This window comes from Mesorhizobium sp. M1D.F.Ca.ET.231.01.1.1, from assembly GCF_003999155.2.
GTDB lineage: Bacteria > Pseudomonadota > Alphaproteobacteria > Rhizobiales > Rhizobiaceae > Mesorhizobium.
The window spans coordinates 422,627-438,956 of record NZ_RZOZ02000001.1 but is presented as its reverse complement, the minus strand read 5'-3'; the positions used below and the strand labels follow the sequence as shown (position 1 = coordinate 438,956).

20 protein-coding genes are annotated in these 16,330 nt (G+C 64.2%); 15 read left to right on the top strand and 5 right to left on the bottom strand.

All coding sequences use genetic code 11. The features are described 5' to 3' along the window. Nucleotides 1-1,011 carry a P1 family peptidase gene (locus tag EN874_RS02205; protein WP_127423877.1) on the top strand — a complete coding sequence of 337 codons (1,011 nt, stop codon included), beginning with the start codon at nucleotides 1-3 and terminating at the stop codon, nucleotides 1,009-1,011. A 3-nt stretch (nucleotides 1,012-1,014) separates the two neighbouring features. Here EN874_RS02205 and EN874_RS02200 read toward each other — a convergent pair whose 3' ends face one another. Then, nucleotides 1,015-1,272: a DUF2171 domain-containing protein gene (locus tag EN874_RS02200; protein ID WP_126089013.1), complete on the bottom strand. Its 258-nt coding sequence runs from the start codon at nucleotides 1,270-1,272 to the stop codon at nucleotides 1,015-1,017. A 191-nt stretch (nucleotides 1,273-1,463) separates the two neighbouring features. Here EN874_RS02200 and EN874_RS02195 point away from each other — a divergent pair, with 191 nt between their 5' ends. Continuing rightward, on the top strand, nucleotides 1,464-1,973 hold the full coding sequence (locus tag EN874_RS02195) for a hypothetical protein (RefSeq protein ID WP_168247381.1): 510 nt from the start codon (nucleotides 1,464-1,466) through the stop codon (nucleotides 1,971-1,973). Between the two features lie 61 nt (nucleotides 1,974-2,034). Further along, on the top strand, nucleotides 2,035-3,342 hold the full coding sequence (gene purB, locus EN874_RS02190; protein WP_127423876.1) for an adenylosuccinate lyase: 1,308 nt from the start codon (nucleotides 2,035-2,037) through the stop codon (nucleotides 3,340-3,342). Between the two features lie 46 nt (nucleotides 3,343-3,388). On the opposite strand, the gene EN874_RS02185 is transcribed toward purB, so the two are convergent. After that, a complete protein-coding gene (locus EN874_RS02185) occupies nucleotides 3,389-4,201 on the bottom strand; it encodes a VOC family protein (protein WP_127423875.1) in 813 nt (270 codons plus the stop codon). Nucleotides 4,202-4,396: 195 nt separating this feature from the next. Between EN874_RS02185 and EN874_RS02180 the strand changes: the two genes are divergently transcribed. Next, a complete protein-coding gene (locus tag EN874_RS02180; RefSeq protein ID WP_127423874.1) occupies nucleotides 4,397-4,954 on the top strand; it encodes an alpha/beta hydrolase in 558 nt (185 codons plus the stop codon). Nucleotides 4,955-4,969: 15 nt separating this feature from the next. Here the strand turns inward: EN874_RS02180 and EN874_RS02175 are convergent, their stop codons facing one another. Both EN874_RS02175 and EN874_RS02170 read right to left on the bottom strand, forming a co-directional pair. Then, nucleotides 4,970-5,743, bottom strand: coding sequence for an HpcH/HpaI aldolase/citrate lyase family protein (locus EN874_RS02175; RefSeq protein WP_126089009.1), 774 nt, complete (start codon nucleotides 5,741-5,743; stop codon nucleotides 4,970-4,972). A 219-nt stretch (nucleotides 5,744-5,962) separates the two neighbouring features. After that, entirely contained in the window at nucleotides 5,963-6,283 is a 321-nt protein-coding gene (locus tag EN874_RS02170) for a DUF1476 domain-containing protein (protein ID WP_127423873.1), read from the bottom strand. Between the two features lie 276 nt (nucleotides 6,284-6,559). On the opposite strand from EN874_RS02170, the gene purC reads away from it, so the two are divergent. The 5 genes from purC to EN874_RS02145 all read left to right on the top strand — a co-directional run bounded on the left by purC (nucleotide 6,560) and on the right by EN874_RS02145 (nucleotide 9,422). Further along, entirely contained in the window at nucleotides 6,560-7,354 is a 795-nt protein-coding gene (gene purC, locus EN874_RS02165) for a phosphoribosylaminoimidazolesuccinocarboxamide synthase (RefSeq protein WP_059185109.1), read from the top strand. 66 nt (nucleotides 7,355-7,420) lie between these two features. Next, nucleotides 7,421-7,660: a phosphoribosylformylglycinamidine synthase subunit PurS gene (purS, locus tag EN874_RS02160; RefSeq protein WP_126089007.1), complete on the top strand. Its 240-nt coding sequence runs from the start codon at nucleotides 7,421-7,423 to the stop codon at nucleotides 7,658-7,660. 2 nt (nucleotides 7,661-7,662) lie between these two features. After that, nucleotides 7,663-8,331 carry a phosphoribosylformylglycinamidine synthase subunit PurQ gene (gene purQ / locus EN874_RS02155; RefSeq protein WP_126089006.1) on the top strand — a complete coding sequence of 223 codons (669 nt, stop codon included), beginning with the start codon at nucleotides 7,663-7,665 and terminating at the stop codon, nucleotides 8,329-8,331. Nucleotides 8,332-8,373: 42 nt separating this feature from the next. Further along, on the top strand, nucleotides 8,374-8,784 hold the full coding sequence (locus EN874_RS02150) for a hypothetical protein (RefSeq protein WP_127423872.1): 411 nt from the start codon (nucleotides 8,374-8,376) through the stop codon (nucleotides 8,782-8,784). Between the two features lie 92 nt (nucleotides 8,785-8,876). Beyond that, nucleotides 8,877-9,422, top strand: a complete 546-nt coding sequence (locus tag EN874_RS02145; RefSeq protein ID WP_348631705.1) for a Pr6Pr family membrane protein — start codon at nucleotides 8,877-8,879, stop codon at nucleotides 9,420-9,422. 44 nt (nucleotides 9,423-9,466) lie between these two features. Here EN874_RS02145 and EN874_RS02140 read toward each other — a convergent pair whose 3' ends face one another. Further along, on the bottom strand, nucleotides 9,467-9,715 hold the full coding sequence (locus EN874_RS02140; RefSeq protein WP_127424497.1) for a DUF1127 domain-containing protein: 249 nt from the start codon (nucleotides 9,713-9,715) through the stop codon (nucleotides 9,467-9,469). Nucleotides 9,716-9,806: 91 nt separating this feature from the next. Between EN874_RS02140 and EN874_RS02135 the strand changes: the two genes are divergently transcribed. The 6 genes from EN874_RS02135 (at nucleotide 9,807) to EN874_RS02110 (ending at nucleotide 16,330) form a co-directional block, all read left to right on the top strand. Continuing rightward, nucleotides 9,807-11,216 (top strand): PLP-dependent aminotransferase family protein, encoded by a 1,410-nt coding sequence (locus tag EN874_RS02135; RefSeq protein WP_127423871.1) that lies wholly within the window; start codon nucleotides 9,807-9,809, stop codon nucleotides 11,214-11,216. Nucleotides 11,217-11,360: 144 nt separating this feature from the next. Further along, nucleotides 11,361-13,586, top strand: a complete 2,226-nt coding sequence (gene purL / locus EN874_RS02130; RefSeq protein WP_127423870.1) for a phosphoribosylformylglycinamidine synthase subunit PurL — start codon at nucleotides 11,361-11,363, stop codon at nucleotides 13,584-13,586. Further along, nucleotides 13,583-14,101, top strand: coding sequence for a hypothetical protein (locus EN874_RS02125; RefSeq protein ID WP_127423869.1), 519 nt, complete (start codon nucleotides 13,583-13,585; stop codon nucleotides 14,099-14,101). The genes purL and EN874_RS02125 overlap by 4 nt, the downstream gene beginning before the upstream one ends. Before the next feature lie 113 nt (nucleotides 14,102-14,214). Next, nucleotides 14,215-14,448, top strand: coding sequence for a BolA family transcriptional regulator (locus EN874_RS02120; RefSeq protein WP_126089000.1), 234 nt, complete (start codon nucleotides 14,215-14,217; stop codon nucleotides 14,446-14,448). A 150-nt stretch (nucleotides 14,449-14,598) separates the two neighbouring features. Then, the gene (gene grxD / locus EN874_RS02115) at nucleotides 14,599-14,934 is read left to right on the top strand and encodes a Grx4 family monothiol glutaredoxin (RefSeq protein WP_066995148.1); all 336 of its coding nucleotides are present in this window, start codon (nucleotides 14,599-14,601) and stop codon (nucleotides 14,932-14,934) included. Nucleotides 14,935-15,130: 196 nt separating this feature from the next. After that, the gene (locus EN874_RS02110) at nucleotides 15,131-16,330 is read left to right on the top strand and encodes a multidrug effflux MFS transporter (RefSeq protein WP_168247380.1); all 1,200 of its coding nucleotides are present in this window, start codon (nucleotides 15,131-15,133) and stop codon (nucleotides 16,328-16,330) included.

Genomic DNA, 16,330 nt, shown 5'->3' with positions numbered 1-16,330 from the left:
ATGTTCCGCACCGGGCCACGCAACCTGATCACCGACGTCGCCGGCCTCAGCGTCGGCAATGCGGACGACGCCAGGCTGAAATCCGGCGTCACAGTGGTGCTCTGCGAAGAGCCGGCGGTGGCCGGGGTCCAGGTGCTGGGCGGCGCGCCGGGCACGCGCGAGACCGACCTGCTCGAGCCGCACAACTCGATCGAGGCCATCCACGCCGTCGTGCTGTCCGGCGGCTCGGCCTTCGGCCTCGATGCCGCGTCCGGCGTCCAGGCGGCGCTGCGGGAGAAAAACATCGGCGTCGAGGTCGGCGGCTTCCGCGTGCCGATCGTGCCGGCGGCGATCCTCTTCGACCTGCGCAATGGCGGCGACAAGGATTGGGGCCGCTATCCACCCTATCGCGAGCTTGGCTATGAGGCGGTTCAGGCAGCAACGGCCGACTTCCCGATCGGCACGGTCGGCGCCGGCACCGGGGCACTGACGTCCGGTCTGAAGGGCGGGCTGGGCTCGGCCTCGACGGTGCTCGACAGCGGCGTCACCATCGGCGCGCTCGCCGCCGTCAACCCGACCGGTTCGGTGACGGTCGGCCGCAGCCGCCATTTCTGGGCCGCTCCCTTCGAGATCGGCGACGAATTCGGTGGCCTCGGCTATCCCGATCCGATGCCGGAAGACGCCAGGAAAATCTTGCTGAAATACCGCGACAGGCGCATCGGAGCGCAGGACGGAAACACGACGATTGCGATTGTCGCCACGGACGCGGTTCTGACCAAAGCCGCCGCCAAGCGGCTGGCGATTTCGGCCCATGACGGTTTCGCCCGCGCCATCTGGCCGACGCACACACCAGCCGACGGCGATCTGGTCTTTGCGCTCGCGACCGGCAGCAGCGGCATCGAGCTCAGCGCCGACGCGGCGATCGACCTCTATGCAGCCGCAGGCGCCACCATGGCCCGCGCCATCAGCCGCGGCGTCCATGCGGCAACGCCCGCCGGTGGCGACCTCTTTCCGGTCTGGTCGTCTCGCTGACGATCACGTCGGGTCGGACTTTTCTTCCTCGAAAGTCACCGCGACATCCGAATTCGCCGACAGCCAGACCTTCTGTCCGTCGATTTCCGCGACAAGGCTGAGCGGAATGTAATGGTGATGGCCCCTGTGCGAGCCCATGCCGCTGTCGGCCTTGGTCAGCTTGATGCGCTCACCGTCGACCCTGTCGACGGTGCCGATATGGACGCCATCGGCACCGATCACTTCCATATGCTCGCGTATCTTGCTGAGGTCAGTGGTCATGCTGGTCCTCCGTTGGGTGGCCGCATCCTTGTCGGACGGGTCCACAATAACAAACGAGCGCCGGATTGGATGCATCGAGCAGCACGTCTCGTTCACCATGCTGTGATAGGCGTGACGCCAATGAGACGGAGCGCATTGCCAATGACGCGCAAGCTGAACCGCCAGTCGCCGCGGAACGTGGCCTTGTGACCGTGACGCCGCTGCAGTCAACCTCCTCGCGTCGGCACCTGCTGCGCGATGCGCTGCGCCCGGCCGGCAAGGCTGTTGTCGGCGCCGTGCTGTGGGGCCTGGCGATGGCGGCCAGCGCCTTCCTCAATCTCTATCATTGGGAGACGCCGGGCAGGATCCGCTTCGTCATGCTGCTCTATGCGCTCGGCGGAGCGCTTGCCTTCCCGGTCGGGCTGACGCTCGCCAGGCTGGCATCGCGCGGCCGACACTGGGAAACCGCGCTCGCTGCCGCTTTCATTTGCCTGCTCGGCGCGACGCTCGCTTTCACCGGTGGCCTGTTCGCTCTGCAATACCGCTCCTACTATGCCGAGTGGCATGCGCCGGCCTTCACGCTGACCTGGGCGTTTGAATTCGTGTTCACGATACTCACTGCGCTCTACCAGTTCGTCGTCCTGGGTGTGCGGCTCTATTTTCCGTTCGGCCTTGCGGCCCTTGTCGCCGCCAGCATCTGGTTTGCGCGCCGGCGGCGTTGAGCATTGGCCCGGCCTCTGTTAGGACGCGGCCGAAGCTCATTCCTGCAGGACTTGGAAACAGATGATCCCTCGCTATTCCCGGCCGGAAATGGTCGCCATCTGGTCGCCCGAAACCCGGTTCCGCATCTGGTTCGAGATCGAGGCGCACGCCTGCGATGCGCTGGCCGAACTTGGCGTCATCCCGAAAGAGGCCGCGAAAACCATCTGGGAAAGGGGCGGCGCCGCCAAATTCGACGTCGACAAAATCGACGAGATCGAGCGCGTCACTAGGCACGATGTGATTGCTTTCCTGACCCATCTTGCCGAATTCGTCGGACCGGACGCCCGCTTTATTCACCAGGGCATGACCTCGTCGGACGTTCTCGACACCTGCCTTGCCGTGCAATTGACGCGCGCCAGCGACATCCTGCTTGCCGACATCGACGCGCTGCTCGCCGCCCTGAAGCGCCGCGCCTTCGAGCACAAGGACACCGTCACCATCGGCCGCAGCCACGGCATCCATGCCGAGCCGACCACCTTCGGTGTCAAGCTGGCGCTGGCCTATGCCGAATTCTCGCGCTGCCGCGAACGGCTGCTGCACGCGCGCGAAGACATTGCCACCTGTGCCATCTCGGGCGCGGTCGGCACCTTCGCCAACCTCGACCCCTATGTCGAGGAACATGTTGCCAAGGCGCTCGGACTGAAGCCGGAGCCGGTGTCGACGCAGGTCATCCCGCGCGACCGCCACGCGATGTTCTTCGCCACGCTCGGCGTGATCGCCTCGTCGGTCGAGCGCCTGGCTGTCGAGATCCGCCACCTGCAGCGCACCGAGGTGCTGGAAGCGGAAGAATATTTCTCGCCGGGGCAGAAGGGCTCGTCGGCGATGCCGCACAAGCGCAACCCGGTGCTGACGGAAAACCTTACCGGCCTTGCCCGCATGGTGCGCTCCTACGCCATGCCGGCCATGGAGGACGTGGCGCTGTGGCACGAGCGCGACATCTCGCACTCCTCCGTCGAGCGCATGATCGGCCCGGATGCGACAGTGACGCTGGATTTCGCGCTGGCGCGCCTTACCGGCGTCGTCGACAAGCTGCTCGTCTACCCCGAGAACATGCTGAAGAATTTGAACAAGTTCCACGGCTTGGTGCATTCGCAGCGCGTGCTCCTGGCGCTGACGCAGGCGGGTGTGTCACGCGAGGACGCCTACCGCCTGGTGCAGCGCAACGCCATGAAGGTGTGGGAGCAAGGCGCTGATTTCCTTGAGGAACTGCTTGCCGACAAGGAAGTGACCGCAGCACTTCCCGAGGCCGAAATCCGTGAAAAATTCGACCTCGGCTACCATACCAAGCATGTCGACACGATCTTCAAGCGGGTGTTTGGAGAGGTTTGACGCCGCGTGAAGGCGCTCGCTAGCTCCAGCCTGGCACAGCCCTCGATCAAGCCTTCCCAGGCACAGTCTTGATCACGGTGCCCCAAGGGTCCTCCCGGCTGGTCTCGGCCTTCACATTGTCCGAGCGCATCTCAACCCAGGCGAGGCCCGAGCGGGAAGGATCGCGGCGGCCGGCGCCGGCGCTGTGCCAGGCGTTGGCGCCGATATGGTGGTGGTAGCGGCCGGACGACAGGAACACCGCCTGGCTGCCATATTTGGCGACCGTGTCGAAACCGAACTCGTCATGCCACCAGGCCTCGGCGTCTTCCGGGCGGCCGACACGCAGATGGACGTGGCCGACAATGGTGTTTTCAGGCGCGCTCTGCCAGCCGGCGTCGCCGGCCGGGACACTGGCGACGACCGCGGGCAGGTTCAGCCGCTCGGTCGCCATGGCGATCCGGTCGCCATTCCATTTCCACTCCTGCGGACGTCGGTCGGCATAGATCTCGATGCCGTTGCCCTCGGGGTCGGTCAAATAGAGCGCCTCGCTGACCAGGTGGTCGGACGCGCCTTCGATGCCGATGCGGTCGGCGGCTGCATGGTTGATCCAGCGGCCGAGATCGGCGCGCGACGGCAGCAGGAAGGCCGTATGGAACAGGCCGGCGCTGCGCGGATCGTCAGGCTTTGCCGAGGCATCCTGCTCCAGCACGAGCAGCGGACGGTTGGCGGCGCCAAGCGTTATCGCGCCATCGGCGCGGCTCAACTCCTGCAGGCCCACGACGGCGCGGTAATAGGCGGCCAGGTTTTCAGCGTCGCGCGCCTTCAGGCCGACGCGCGAGACGCTGACCGGTGTGGTCGCGGCAAAAGGCAGTTCGCTCATCCAACTCTCCGTTCGGGCGCGGATCTCGCCAAGCGGCAGTCGCGGCCTTTATCAGTCGTTCCTTTTCCTTGCTCAGATCGTCGATTGCGATCGTTCACACAAGACGGAAAGAATCGAACAGGTTGTTCACAATTGTGTTGTGAAGCGTCCGTCGGCATGGTTGCATGAGACAAGCCCGCTCGCTACATCCGCGCCATGAAAGTCAAGGACGCAGATATCCTCATCATACCGGGCTATACCAATTCCGGCCCCGAGCACTGGCAGACCCGCTGGCAGTCGAAGCTGTCGACGGCGCGCCGTGTCGAGCAGGCCGAATGGTCTAAGCCAGTGCGGGATGACTGGACGGCAAGCGTGGCGAAAGCCGTCAACGAGGCCGAACGGCCGGTGGTGATCGTCGCCCATTCGCTGGGCGTGGCGGCAGCGGTGCAGGCCATTCCGCAATTCCAGAAGCCGATCGCGGGAGCCTTTTTCGTGGCGCCCCCGGATGTCGCCAATCCGGAGATCAGGCCGAGGCATTTGATGACCTTCGGCCCCTATTCGCGCGAGCCCCTGCCCTTCCCGTCGATCGTGATCGCCAGCCGCAACGATCCTTTCTGCGCCTTCAACGTCGCCGAGGACATTGCCGCCGCTTGGGGATCGTTGTTCATCGATGCCGGTGAGGCCGGCCATCTCAATGCCGATGCCGGGTTCGGCCCGTGGCCGGAAGGCTCGATGACCTTCGCCAAGTTCCTGACGGAGCTGAAGGGATCCTGAAGCCGGTCGGCGCGCTCAGGAGCCGATGGAATCCCGCATGCTCTTCAGCAGCGTCTTGGCGCCCAGCGAGATCAGCGTGTGGTCCGAACCCATGGCGAGCAGCCGGTAGCCCATCGACACCACGCGCCCGGCAACGGCCGGCTCGATGACGTAGATCGCGGCATGCTTGCCCGCCTTGCGCGTCCGCTCGGCGATCGAGGCCACCGTCTCCATCATGCTTTCCAGCGTCGAATTGACGGTAGTACCGTTCGACCATGCGATCGAGAAATCCGACGGGCCGACGAAGATGCCGTCGATGCCGGGCGTCTCGAGGATGCCGTCGAGCGCCTCGAACGCCGCCCGCGTCTCGACCATGGCAAAGGCCATGGTGCGCTGGTTCGAGTCGCGCAGCCACTCGGCGTGGTCGCCCTTGCCGTGGCGCGGAAAGGCATAGGTCGGGCCCCAGGAACGCTCGCCCGTCGGCGGATATTTCATCGCGGCGGCGAACTGCCTGGCATCGGCCACCGAATTCACCATCGGCGCAATCACCGCCTCGGCGCCGAAATCGAGCGCCCGGCTCGCCATGTCGAAGCGGCCGACCGGGATGCGCACCAGCGCCGGCTTGTTGGCGGCAAGCACGGGCACCAGGCCGCGCAGCACGCTGTCCTCGTGGTGGCCGCCATGCTGCATGTCGAGGGTGACGGCATCAAAACCCTGCTTGGCGATGATTTCGACCGTCAGCGCGTCCGGCACCCCGGACCAGGCGGTAAACAGCGTTTCATCGGCGGCCAGGCGGGACTTGAGCGACATCGGAACTTTCCTCGTTAACGATCCGCAGTTTCGGCCGGAAACGGCGGCAAGGCAAAGAAAAACCGCCCGGCTGAGCCGGGCGGTCGATTGGTCCAGTCAGAGCAATTCCAGGAAAAGTGTGTAACGGTTTTCCGTCCGGAATTGCGTAAAAACAAAGAGATAGAGCATGATGCCGAGAAGTGTAATGCGGTTTTCGGACGACATCATGCTCATAAAGGCTCAGGTGTTCTTGATCTCCTCGATCGCCTGCGCCATCAGTTCGTCCATGGTGCGGCGGATCTGGTGGTCGGACTGGTTGACGCCGGCCGCGTCGAAATCCTTACGGATCTTGCGGAAGACGTCATGATCGCCGGCCTCCTCGATGTCGGCGACGACCACTTGCTTGGCATATGCCTCGGCATCCGCGCCCGTCTTGCCGAGCTTTTCGGCGGCCCAGAGGCCGAGCGCCCTGTTGCGGCGCGCCGAGGCCTTGAAGCGCAGCTCCTCGTCGAAAACGAATTTGCGCTCGAAGCCTTCTTCGCGGTCTTTCATGCTGCTCATGACGTCCCTCCGGTCAAATCGATTCGCTTGGCGGTGAATATGTGTGCTTACCCAGCACAAACCAAAAGGCCGCGAGCCGGTCAATATGCTACGTCGCATGCTGCGCTGCGGCATTTCGGTCTCGAAACCGGTTGATCGGCAGGATTTGCCGATTGAGCAAACATGACGATTGCTATAGACACCGGCATTGAACGCCACCGTCGCCGCAACTAATTTAGGCAGACGGACAGGAACTGGTCGCTTGCCGCCTGCCCGCCAATCCAGAGAAAAAATCAGATGAAAAATCGCCGCCGCATTTACGAAGGCAAGGCCAAGATCCTCTATGAAGGACCCGAGCCGGGAACGCTGATCCAGTTCTTCAAGGATGACGCCACCGCCTTCAACAAGAAGAAGCACGAGGTGGTCGACGGCAAAGGCGTGCTCAACAACCGCATTTCCGAGCACATCTTCAACCACCTCAATCGCATGGGCATCCCGACCCATTTCATCCGCCGGCTCAACATGCGCGAGCAGCTGATCAAGGAAGTCGAGATCATCCCGCTCGAAGTGGTGGTGCGCAACGTCGCCGCCGGCTCGCTGGCAAAGCGCCTCGGCATCGAGGAGGGAACTGTGCTGCCGCGCTCGATCATCGAGTTCTACTACAAGGCCGACGCGCTCGACGACCCGATGGTGTCGGAAGAGCACATCACCGCCTTCGGCTGGGCAAGCCCGCAGGAGATCGACGACATCATGGCTTTGGCCATCCGCGTCAACGACTTCCTGTCCGGCCTGTTCCTCGGCGTCGGCATCCAGCTCGTCGACTTCAAGATCGAATGCGGCCGCCTGTTCGAGGGCGACATGATGCGCATCGTCGTCGCCGACGAGATCTCGCCTGACTCCTGCCGCCTGTGGGATGTCGCAACCCAGGACAAGCTCGACAAGGACCGCTTCCGCCGCGACATGGGCGGACTGGTCGAAGCCTATCAGGAAGTCGCCCGCCGCCTCGGCATCATGAACGAGAACGAACCGCCGCGCCCGACCGGCCCGGTGCTGGTCGCCTCCTCCGAGCCGTCGAAGGGCACGAAGCACTGACTATCCAGGCGGCCTGCCGGCAAAGGCAGGCCCGCCGCACATACGACCGATCACCCAGGAGTATCGATGAAAGCCCGCATCACCGTCACCCTCAAGAACGGCGTTCTCGACCCGCAAGGCAAGGCGATCGAGCACGCGCTCTCGGGTCTGGGCTTCGACGGCGTCGGCCAGGTGCGCCAGGGCAAGGTCTTCGACATCGAGCTTGACGGCACCGACAAGGCCAAGGCGGAAGCCGACCTCAAGGCCATGTGCGACAAGCTCCTGGCGAACACGGTGATCGAGAATTACGCGGTGGAGATCGCCTGACAATGAAATCAGCCGTCGTCCTTCTGCCTGGCCTCAACCGCGACCGCGACATGATCGCGGCGCTGACCAAGATTTCCGGACAGGCGCCGGCGACCGTCTGGCAGACCGACACGGAAATCCCCGATGTCGACCTGATCGCCATTCCCGGTGGCTTTTCCTTCGGCGACTATCTGCGCTGCGGCGCGATCGCGGCGCGCATGCCCGTCATGCGGGCTGTGGCGGAAAAGGCGGCCAAGGGCGTCATGGTCATCGGCGTCTGCAACGGCTTCCAGATCCTGGTCGAGGCGGGCCTGCTGCCCGGCGCCCTGATGCGCAATTCCTCGCTCAAATTCGTCTGCCGGCAGGTGAAGCTCGAGATCGCCAACGCCAACACCATGTTCACCCGCCGCTACCAGCCCGGACAGATCATCCGTTCGCCGGTCGCGCACCATGACGGCAACTATTTCGCCGATCCCGACACGCTTGCCCGCCTCGAGGGCGAAGGCCAGGTAGTGTTCCGCTACGCCGAAGGCACCAATCCCAACGGCTCGATCAACGACATCGCCGGCATTGTCAGCGAAAAGGGCAATGTGCTCGGCCTGATGCCGCATCCCGAGAACCTGATCGAGGCGGCGCATGGCGGCAGCGACGGCCGGGCGCTGTTCGAAGGCGCGCTCGGCATCGCCGCTTGATCCATTTCTAGACATTTCCTTTCAAAACGCGGGGCGGACTGTATGAGACTGACGATTGCTCGCCTTGCTCTCGTGGCTGCCGCCGGGCTTGCACTGACATCCTGCCAGTCCGGCTCGAAGACCACATCGGTGCCCGCAGGCAAGAGCGCCTCGCTGCTTGCCATGGAGCAAGTGGCGATCGCGGCGCATAAATGCTGGATCGCCAGCAAGGACCCGGCCTTCAAAGCCTACCAGATGGCGAACGAGCTCAACTCCTACAGCGGCACGCCGCGTTTCCTGCTGGTGCCGGCCAAGCACTATGGCGGCAAGCCGCTGCTGGTCGTGCAGGCGCAAGGCAATTCCAGCAAGGTGGACGTGTTCGGGCCGCTAATGGCCGAACCGCTCGGCGCGCGCATCGGCTCCGACATCGCCCGCTGGCAGGCCGGCAATCCGTCCTGCACCGCTGCCGCTTGAGCCTTTGATGGGCCGGTTCCTGCAAATCGCGGGACTGGTTGCCGGGCTGATAGGGCTCGTTTCTGCAGTTCGCGATCACCATCCCGGCGTCGATGGCGGCAGGCCGCGGCCTACTCGGCTCGATCGTGTTCTATTTCAGCTTCTTCACCATCCTGACCAACGTCGCAGCGGTACTGGTGCACGCATCGCTGGTCTCGCCCGCCGGCTACGCCTGGTTCCCGGCCTTTGCCGGGAAGCGCTTGCGGGCGGGAGTCGCGGTCGCCATGACGTTGGTCTTCATCGTGTATGCAACGGTGCTCGCGCGCCGTTGGGCGCCGGAAGGGCTGTTCTTCATCTGCGACGTGCTGTTGCACTATGTGGCGCCGCTGATCTTCGTGCTGTGGTGGCTGATCGCAAGCGTTGATGGCAGCACGCGCTGGCGCGACATTTCCTGGTGGATGATCTACCCGCTCGCCTATCTCGCCTATGCGCTGATACGGGCGCCATTCGCCGGCGAAGTGCCCTACCCGTTCCTCGACGTGGCGAAGAACGGCGCGGCCGGTGTCGCCGTTTCGGCGCTGGCCATCACCGCATTGTTTCTCGGCCTCTGCGTGCTCGCCGTGTTTGCCGACCACGGCATCGGCCGTCTGCGGAAGTAGCCCACATACCCCGATACAGCTAACCTGGATCGCACAGGAAAGGCTCAGTCCCAGAACGGCCTGATGCCTTCGCGATGGGCGTCGCAGCGCGAGATGCCGATGTCCTTGAGCTGCTCGTCGGTCATCTCCAAGAGCGCAAGGCGGCCACGCCGACGCTGCAGAATGCGGTCGATCTGCTTGGCGACGGAACGGATCACAAGCACCAGCCGACCCACGAAGCCACCACGGACCACAGAACCGGCCTGCGAGCGAAATTCCGGGCCGGCATAGCGAATTGCCTCAATTGTATCCATTTTCGTCCTACCTTGTTTCGATTGTACCTTAGCAATCGCGAGATCGATATGGATTGACTCATCGCGCGGTGCAATATAAAAAATTGTCACCATGACAAATTGGCTCCCCGATCTCTCCTCCGGCTCTGGACCCCTCTATCAGCGCCTTGCTGACAGCATTGAGTCAGATATCGACAACGGCGTCATCGATGCCGGTTCAAAACTGCCGCCGCAGCGCGATCTCGCCTACGACATCGGCACCACTGTCGGCACGATCGGCCGCGCCTATCAGCTCCTGCGTGAACGCGGTCTGGTGAGCGGCGAGGTCGGGCGCGGTACCTATGTGCTGGCGCAGCGCGCAGAGACCCCGAAAGCCGAAATAGAGCCCGCTGTCCAGGGAACGCGTCCCATCGACGTCCCGACGGGCAAGCTGCGCTTCGACAGCACCGCCGCGCCCGATGTCGGCCAGGGTGCCGTCATCGTGGACTTGCTGGCGCGCACCGCGCAGGAACATCCGCACGACATTTCGAGCTACACTCGCGATTTCCCCGAACGCTGGTACGAAGCCGGCAGCCGCTGGCTGTCGCGCAACTCCTTCCGTCCCTCATCCGATTCCATCGTGCCGACGCTGGGCACCCATGCGGCCGTCATAGCGGCGATCGCGGCGCTGACGACCCCCGGCGACTACGTCGTTTTCGAGCACCTCACTTATTCGCAGATTTCGCGCAGCGCCGGCCTGATCGGGCGTCGCACAGCGCTGGTCTCGTCGGACGATGAGGGCATCGACCCGGAGGATTTCGAGCGCGTCTGCGCGCAGAAGCACCCGAAGATGATGTTCGTGATGCCGACGGCGAAGAATCCGACTTTGGTGACCATGCCAGAGGCGCGGCGACAGGCGATCGCGCGCATCGCGCGCGAGTACAATGTCGTGCTGATCGAGGACGATCTTTACGGCGACCTGACGGACGACCCGACGCCGCTGCTTGCCGAATACGCGCCCGAAAGAACCATCGTCGCCGGCGGCCTGTCAAAGTCTGTCGCGGCGGGCGTGCGCGGCGGCTGGCTCGCCTGCCCGCCGGCCTATCGCCATCGTATCCGCGTCGCGCACAGGATGACAACCGGGGGTCTGCCCTTCTTGCTGGCGGAGGTCGGCACCAGGCTGGTGATGTCCGGTCAGGCCGGCGAAATCCGCAAGCGCTGCATCGCCGAAATCCAGGCGCGCACCGCCATAGTGCGGGATATGCTGGCGGGCTTCAACTTCAGGGCAAGGGACAATGTCCCCTTTGTCTGGCTGACCTTGCCGGATCCCTGGCTCTCCGGCACCTTCAAGAACGCCTGCCTCGAACACGGCGTGCTCATCGACGACGAGGACGAGTTCAAGGCCGGGCGTTCCGAGCAGGTCTTCCACGGCGTACGCTTCGGCGTGTCGCAGCCCAGGCAAAGCGAGGAGGTGGCCAGCGGCGTCGCGGTCATCCGCCGCCTACTCGACGAGGGCCGCGCCGGTTACGACAGTTTTTCCTGACCGCCCGGCTCGCCGCCGGCCGAGCAGGCGCCGCCACGGCAGTTTTCCGGCGCTTTTCGTCATCCGATGGGGTGTATCGCGCGAAAGCTTGCGATAAGAGGAGACTCGAAAAATCCCCTCTCCCACGGACACAAATCGCCGCTCATGACCATTTCCAATTCCGTGCCGATCACCCCCGAGCTCGTCGCCGCGCATGGGCTGAAGCCCGACGAATATCAGCGCATCCTCGACCTGGTCGGGCGCGAGCCGAGCTTCACCGAACTCGGCATCTTCTCGGCGATGTGGAACGAGCACTGCTCCTACAAGTCTTCCAAGAAATGGCTGCGCACGCTGCCCACCAGCGGCCCGCAGGTTATCCAGGGACCGGGCGAGAATGCCGGCGTGGTCGATATCGGTGACGGCGACTGCGTGGTCTTCAAGATGGAGAGCCACAACCACCCGTCCTACATCGAACCCTATCAGGGAGCCGCGACCGGCGTCGGCGGCATCCTGCGCGACGTCTTCACCATGGGCGCGCGGCCGGTCGCGGCGATGAACGCGCTCCGCTTCGGCGAGCCGGACCATCCGAAAACCCGGCATCTCGTCGCCGGCGTCGTTTCGGGCATCGGCGGCTACGGCAATTCCTTCGGCGTGCCGACCGTCGGCGGCGAGGTCAATTTCGATCCGCGTTACAACGGCAATATCCTTGTCAACGCCTTCGCGGCCGGCCTTGCCAAGACCAACGCCATCTTCCTGTCGCAGGCCAAGGGCGTCGGCCTGCCGGTCGTCTATCTCGGCGCCAAGACTGGGCGCGACGGCGTCGGCGGCGCCACCATGGCCTCGGCCGAATTCGACGACAAGATCGAGGAGAAGCGGCCGACCGTGCAGGTCGGCGATCCCTTCACCGAAAAATGCCTGCTGGAGGCCTGCCTCGAGCTCATGGCCTCGGGCGCCGTCATCGCCATCCAGGATATGGGCGCCGCCGGCCTCACCTGCTCGGCGGTCGAGATGGGCGCCAAGGGCGATCTCGGCATCGAGCTCGACCTCGACAGGGTGCCGGTGCGCGAGGAGCGCATGAGCGCCTATGAGATGATGCTGTCGGAAAGCCAGGAGCGCATGCTGATGGTGCTGCGCCCCGAGAAGGAGGAGGAGGCCGAGGCGATCTTCCGCAAATGGGGCCTCGACTTCGCCATCGTCGGCAAGACCACCGACGATCTGCGCTTCCGCGTCCTGCACCAGGGCGACGAGGTCGCCAATTTGCCGATCAAGGAACTCGGCGACCAGGCGCCGGAATATGACCGTCCGTGGGTCGAGGCGAAGAAGCCGGCGCCGCTCGCGCCCAGCCCGAAGGCCGATGTCGCGGATGCGCTGCTGAAGATGCTCGGCGGCCCGGACCTCTCCTCGCGCCGCTGGGTCTGGGAGCAGTACGACACGCTGATCCAGTCCAATTCGCTGCAGCTTCCGGGCGGCGATGCCGGCGTGGTGCGCATCGATGGCCATCCGACCAAGGCGCTCGCCTTCTCCTCCGACGTCACGCCGCGCTATTGCGAGGCCGACCCGTATGAGGGCGGCAAGCAGGCAGTGGCCGAATGCTGGCGCAACCTGACGGCGACGGGCGCCTTGCCGCTTGCCGCCACCGACAACCTCAATTTCGGCAATCCGGAACGGCCGGAAATCATGGGCCAATTTGTCGGTGCCGTAAAAGGCATCGGCGACGCCTGCCGTGCGCTCGGCTTCCCGATCGTCTCCGGCAACGTCTCGCTCTATAACGAAACCAACGGCCGCGGCATCCTGCCGACGCCGACCATCGGCGGCGTCGGCCTGATCGCCGACTGGTCGAAAATGGCCCGCATCGGCTTCGCCGCCGAGGGCCAGATGATCGTGCTGGTCGGCGCGCCGCCTAGCTGGGGCAGCCATCTCGGCCAGTCGATCTATATGCGCGACATCCATGGCCGCGCCGACGGCCCGCCGCCGCCCGTCGACCTCGACCATGAAAAGCGCGTCGGCGACCATGTGCGCTCGCTGATCGCTTCCGGCATCGTGACATCCGCGCATGACGTCTCCGACGGCGGTCTTGCCGTGGCGCTGGCCGAAATGGCGATGGCATCCGGCATCGGCGCCACCATTCCCGGCCTTACCGGCACCGATGCGATCCCGGTCTGGTTCGGCGAGGACCAGGGCCGCTACCTGCTGACGCTCTCGATCGATCCGCAAAGCGGCGAGTGGGACAGGATCCGCGAGGAGCAGGGCAGGCTCGGCATCTTCGCGCCGTGGATCGGCACCACCGGCGGCAATGCGCTGAAACTCGGCGAGACGAGGGCCATAGCGGTCAGTGAATTGACGGCAGCCCATGAGGGCTGGTTCCCGCGTTTCATGGATCAGGCCGTTTGACCAGGCTGGCGGTCCGGGCACTGCTCGCAGCTGTCTTCTGGCCATCGCTGTTCTTCTTCTGGTTTCTCGGGCCGTTCATCTTTCTGCTGCTGTCGACGACCTCGAGCGAGCTCTGTCCGCGGCTCGAAACACGGGGCGAATTCCTTGCCGCGGCCAACGCCGCCCTTCCGATGCTGGCCGCCCAGAGCGTCGTCTACGCGGTTCCGATCCTGTGCCTGGTCCTCTGGGAGCGGCTTTTGCCGGACCCGGCCCGGGCAAGGCGTATCGTCACCTGCGCCAAGCTCTTTGCCGTGACCATTGTCCTCGGAGCGCTGTGGGCTTATGGCTCCTCGCTTGTCTGCGACGGCTACGGCCAGTCGTTTTTCTCGCCGGCCTGGCAGATGACCAGCTATCTTCCCCTCATCAGTTTCGTGATCAACGTCCCGCTCTATGCGCTGACCTTCAGCCTCGGCCGCGCCTACTCGACGCGCGAGGACGCCGACGATGCGGTTCATCCGGATCAGAATGCCCCATGAGCCTTCGGCCAATGGACGGAACCGCTTCAATCCGCAGCGGAAAGGCACTACCCTTATCCCGACTCTCATCGCACGGGCTGCACCGCTCCCCCGCTCGAAACAGGATTTTTGTCATGGCAATGGACGCGCGCGAAATCGAACGGCTGATCAAGGAAGGCATTCCGGACGCCAAGGTGACGATTCGCGATCTGGCCGGCGACGGCGACCACTACGCGGCCGAAGTGGTGGCCGAGAGCTTCCGCGGCAAAAGCCGGGTGCAGCAGCACCAGATGGTCTACGACGCCCTGAAGGGCAATATGGGCGGCGTGCTGCATGCGCTTGCCCTGCAGACCAGCGTTCCGGACTGAGCCCTATCGCCACTCAGGCTTGGCCCAAAACGCACCATTCCTTGCGCCATCACGATGACGCCATGGCTAACGTCTTGTTTCAGCCAACCTATGGGTTTATTTGATGGACATGCTTCGAGCCTGACTCCCACAGGCGTGAAAGGATTCCCCATGAGTGGCATCAACGACTACATCGACAGCGAAGTGAAGAGCAACGACGTGGTGCTCTTCATGAAGGGCACGCCCGGTTTCCCGCAATGCGGGTTTTCCGGCCAGGTGGTGCAGATCCTCGACTATGTAGGGGTCGACTACAAAGGCGTGAACGTGCTGACCTCTGCCGAACTGCGCCAGGGCATCAAGGATTATTCCAACTGGCCGACCATCCCGCAGCTCTACGTCAAGGGCGAGTTCGTCGGCGGGTGCGACATCGTGCGTGAGATGTTCCAAGCTGGTGAGTTGCAGGATTTCCTGGTCGAAAAGGGCGTCAGCGTCAAAGGCGCCGCCTGATTTGAGTTCGCGCCGGCCGGTCCCGCCGGCTGCGCTATGAAATCCGGGGCCGCCCCCACCTCGGCATTTTGGTTCTCGAACTTGAGAACGGGACGAAGCGATGCGCCGGTCGGACCGGCGCATGTTCGTTTTGAATGATCGGATTTTTGCCGTGGACAAGCAGGTAGTGGCGCAGCAATCGGCAAAGAGCTTGCCTATTCCGCGCTGGGAATTCATTGCGCTCTGCGCGGCGCTGATGGCGCTCAATTCGCTCGCCATCGACATCATGCTGCCGGCGCTGCAGCAGATCGGCGCCTCGCTCGGCGTCGAGAGCGAAAACCATCGCCAGTACGTCATCACCGCCTACATTCTCGGCTTCGGCACCGGCCAGCTCTTCTTCGGGCCAGTCTCCGATCGTTTCGGCCGTCGTGCGCCGCTGGTCGTCGGCCTGATCATCTATGTCGCGGCAGTGGCTGCCGCTGCCGTGGCTCCAACCTTCGCAATCCTGCTCGCCTGCCGCGTCGTTCAAGGCATTGGCGCGGCGGCAACGCGAGTCATCGCCGTTTCGATCGTGCGCGACACCTTCGAGGGCCGCCGCATGGCCGAGGTTATGTCGCTGATCTTCATGGTGTTCATGGCGATCCCGGTCGTCGCGCCCGGCATCGGTCAGTTCATCATGCTGTTCGCGACCTGGCACTGGATCTTCGTCACCATGGCCGTCGGTGCGCTGATCGTGTCGACATGGTCGCTGCTGCGGCTGCCGGAAACGCTGCATCCGGAACACCGCCGGCCACTGACGGTCAACGCGGTCGTCGGCGGCTTCCGCATCGTGCTCACCAACCGCATCGCGCTTTGCTACGCTTTCGCCAGCACCTTCATCTTCGGCGCGATGTTCGGCTTCATCAATTCGGCGCAACAGATCTATCTCGAAGTCTTCCACGTCGGCGAGCTGTTCCCGCTGATCTTCGCCGGCGTCGCCGGCGTGCTCGCCTTCTCGAACTTCCTCAACGCGCGGCTCGTCGGCAAGATCGGCATGCGTCGCCTGTCGCAAAGCGCGCTGCTCCTGTTCCTCGGCATCAGCCTGATCTGGCTCGTCGTCTCACTCGAAATGCAGATGCCGCTCTGGCTGTTCATCGCCTTCTTCGCCGGCGCCATGGTGCCGTTCGGCTGCCTCGGCGCGAATTTCAACGCGCTCGCGATGGAGCCGCTGGGCGAGCTTGCCGGCACGGCGTCCTCCATACTCGGCTTCATGCAGACCTTTCTCGGCGGCCTCCTCGGCACGCTGATAGGCCAAGCCTACAATGGCACGGTCACGCCATTGGCCGCCGGCTTCTGCGGCGTCTCGGTCGCGGCCCTGCTGATGATCCTGATCGCCGAGCGCGGACGCCTGTTCCAACCGCACAATCCGCCTGTCTGA

What these genes read in the sequence shown, in the direction of transcription:
- EN874_RS02205 (WP_127423877.1), top strand. Translation starts at nt 1, where the DNA reads ATGTTCCGCACCGGGCCACGCAACCTGATCACCGACGTCGCCGGCCTC.
- EN874_RS02200 (WP_126089013.1), bottom strand. Translation starts at nt 1,272, where the DNA reads ATGACCACTGACCTCAGCAAGATACGCGAGCATATGGAAGTGATCGGT.
- purB (WP_127423876.1), top strand. Translation starts at nt 2,035, where the DNA reads ATGATCCCTCGCTATTCCCGGCCGGAAATGGTCGCCATCTGGTCGCCC.
- EN874_RS02185 (WP_127423875.1), bottom strand. Translation starts at nt 4,201, where the DNA reads ATGAGCGAACTGCCTTTTGCCGCGACCACACCGGTCAGCGTCTCGCGC.
- EN874_RS02180 (WP_127423874.1), top strand. Translation starts at nt 4,397, where the DNA reads ATGAAAGTCAAGGACGCAGATATCCTCATCATACCGGGCTATACCAAT.
- EN874_RS02175 (WP_126089009.1), bottom strand. Translation starts at nt 5,743, where the DNA reads ATGTCGCTCAAGTCCCGCCTGGCCGCCGATGAAACGCTGTTTACCGCC.
- EN874_RS02170 (WP_127423873.1), bottom strand. Translation starts at nt 6,283, where the DNA reads ATGAGCAGCATGAAAGACCGCGAAGAAGGCTTCGAGCGCAAATTCGTT.
- purC (WP_059185109.1), top strand. Translation starts at nt 6,560, where the DNA reads ATGAAAAATCGCCGCCGCATTTACGAAGGCAAGGCCAAGATCCTCTAT.
- purS (WP_126089007.1), top strand. Translation starts at nt 7,421, where the DNA reads ATGAAAGCCCGCATCACCGTCACCCTCAAGAACGGCGTTCTCGACCCG.
- purQ (WP_126089006.1), top strand. Translation starts at nt 7,663, where the DNA reads ATGAAATCAGCCGTCGTCCTTCTGCCTGGCCTCAACCGCGACCGCGAC.
- EN874_RS02150 (WP_127423872.1), top strand. Translation starts at nt 8,374, where the DNA reads ATGAGACTGACGATTGCTCGCCTTGCTCTCGTGGCTGCCGCCGGGCTT.
- EN874_RS02145 (WP_348631705.1), top strand. Translation starts at nt 8,877, where the DNA reads ATGGCGGCAGGCCGCGGCCTACTCGGCTCGATCGTGTTCTATTTCAGC.
- EN874_RS02140 (WP_127424497.1), bottom strand. Translation starts at nt 9,715, where the DNA reads ATGGATACAATTGAGGCAATTCGCTATGCCGGCCCGGAATTTCGCTCG.
- EN874_RS02135 (WP_127423871.1), top strand. Translation starts at nt 9,807, where the DNA reads ATGACAAATTGGCTCCCCGATCTCTCCTCCGGCTCTGGACCCCTCTAT.
- purL (WP_127423870.1), top strand. Translation starts at nt 11,361, where the DNA reads ATGACCATTTCCAATTCCGTGCCGATCACCCCCGAGCTCGTCGCCGCG.
- EN874_RS02120 (WP_126089000.1), top strand. Translation starts at nt 14,215, where the DNA reads ATGGCAATGGACGCGCGCGAAATCGAACGGCTGATCAAGGAAGGCATT.
- grxD (WP_066995148.1), top strand. Translation starts at nt 14,599, where the DNA reads ATGAGTGGCATCAACGACTACATCGACAGCGAAGTGAAGAGCAACGAC.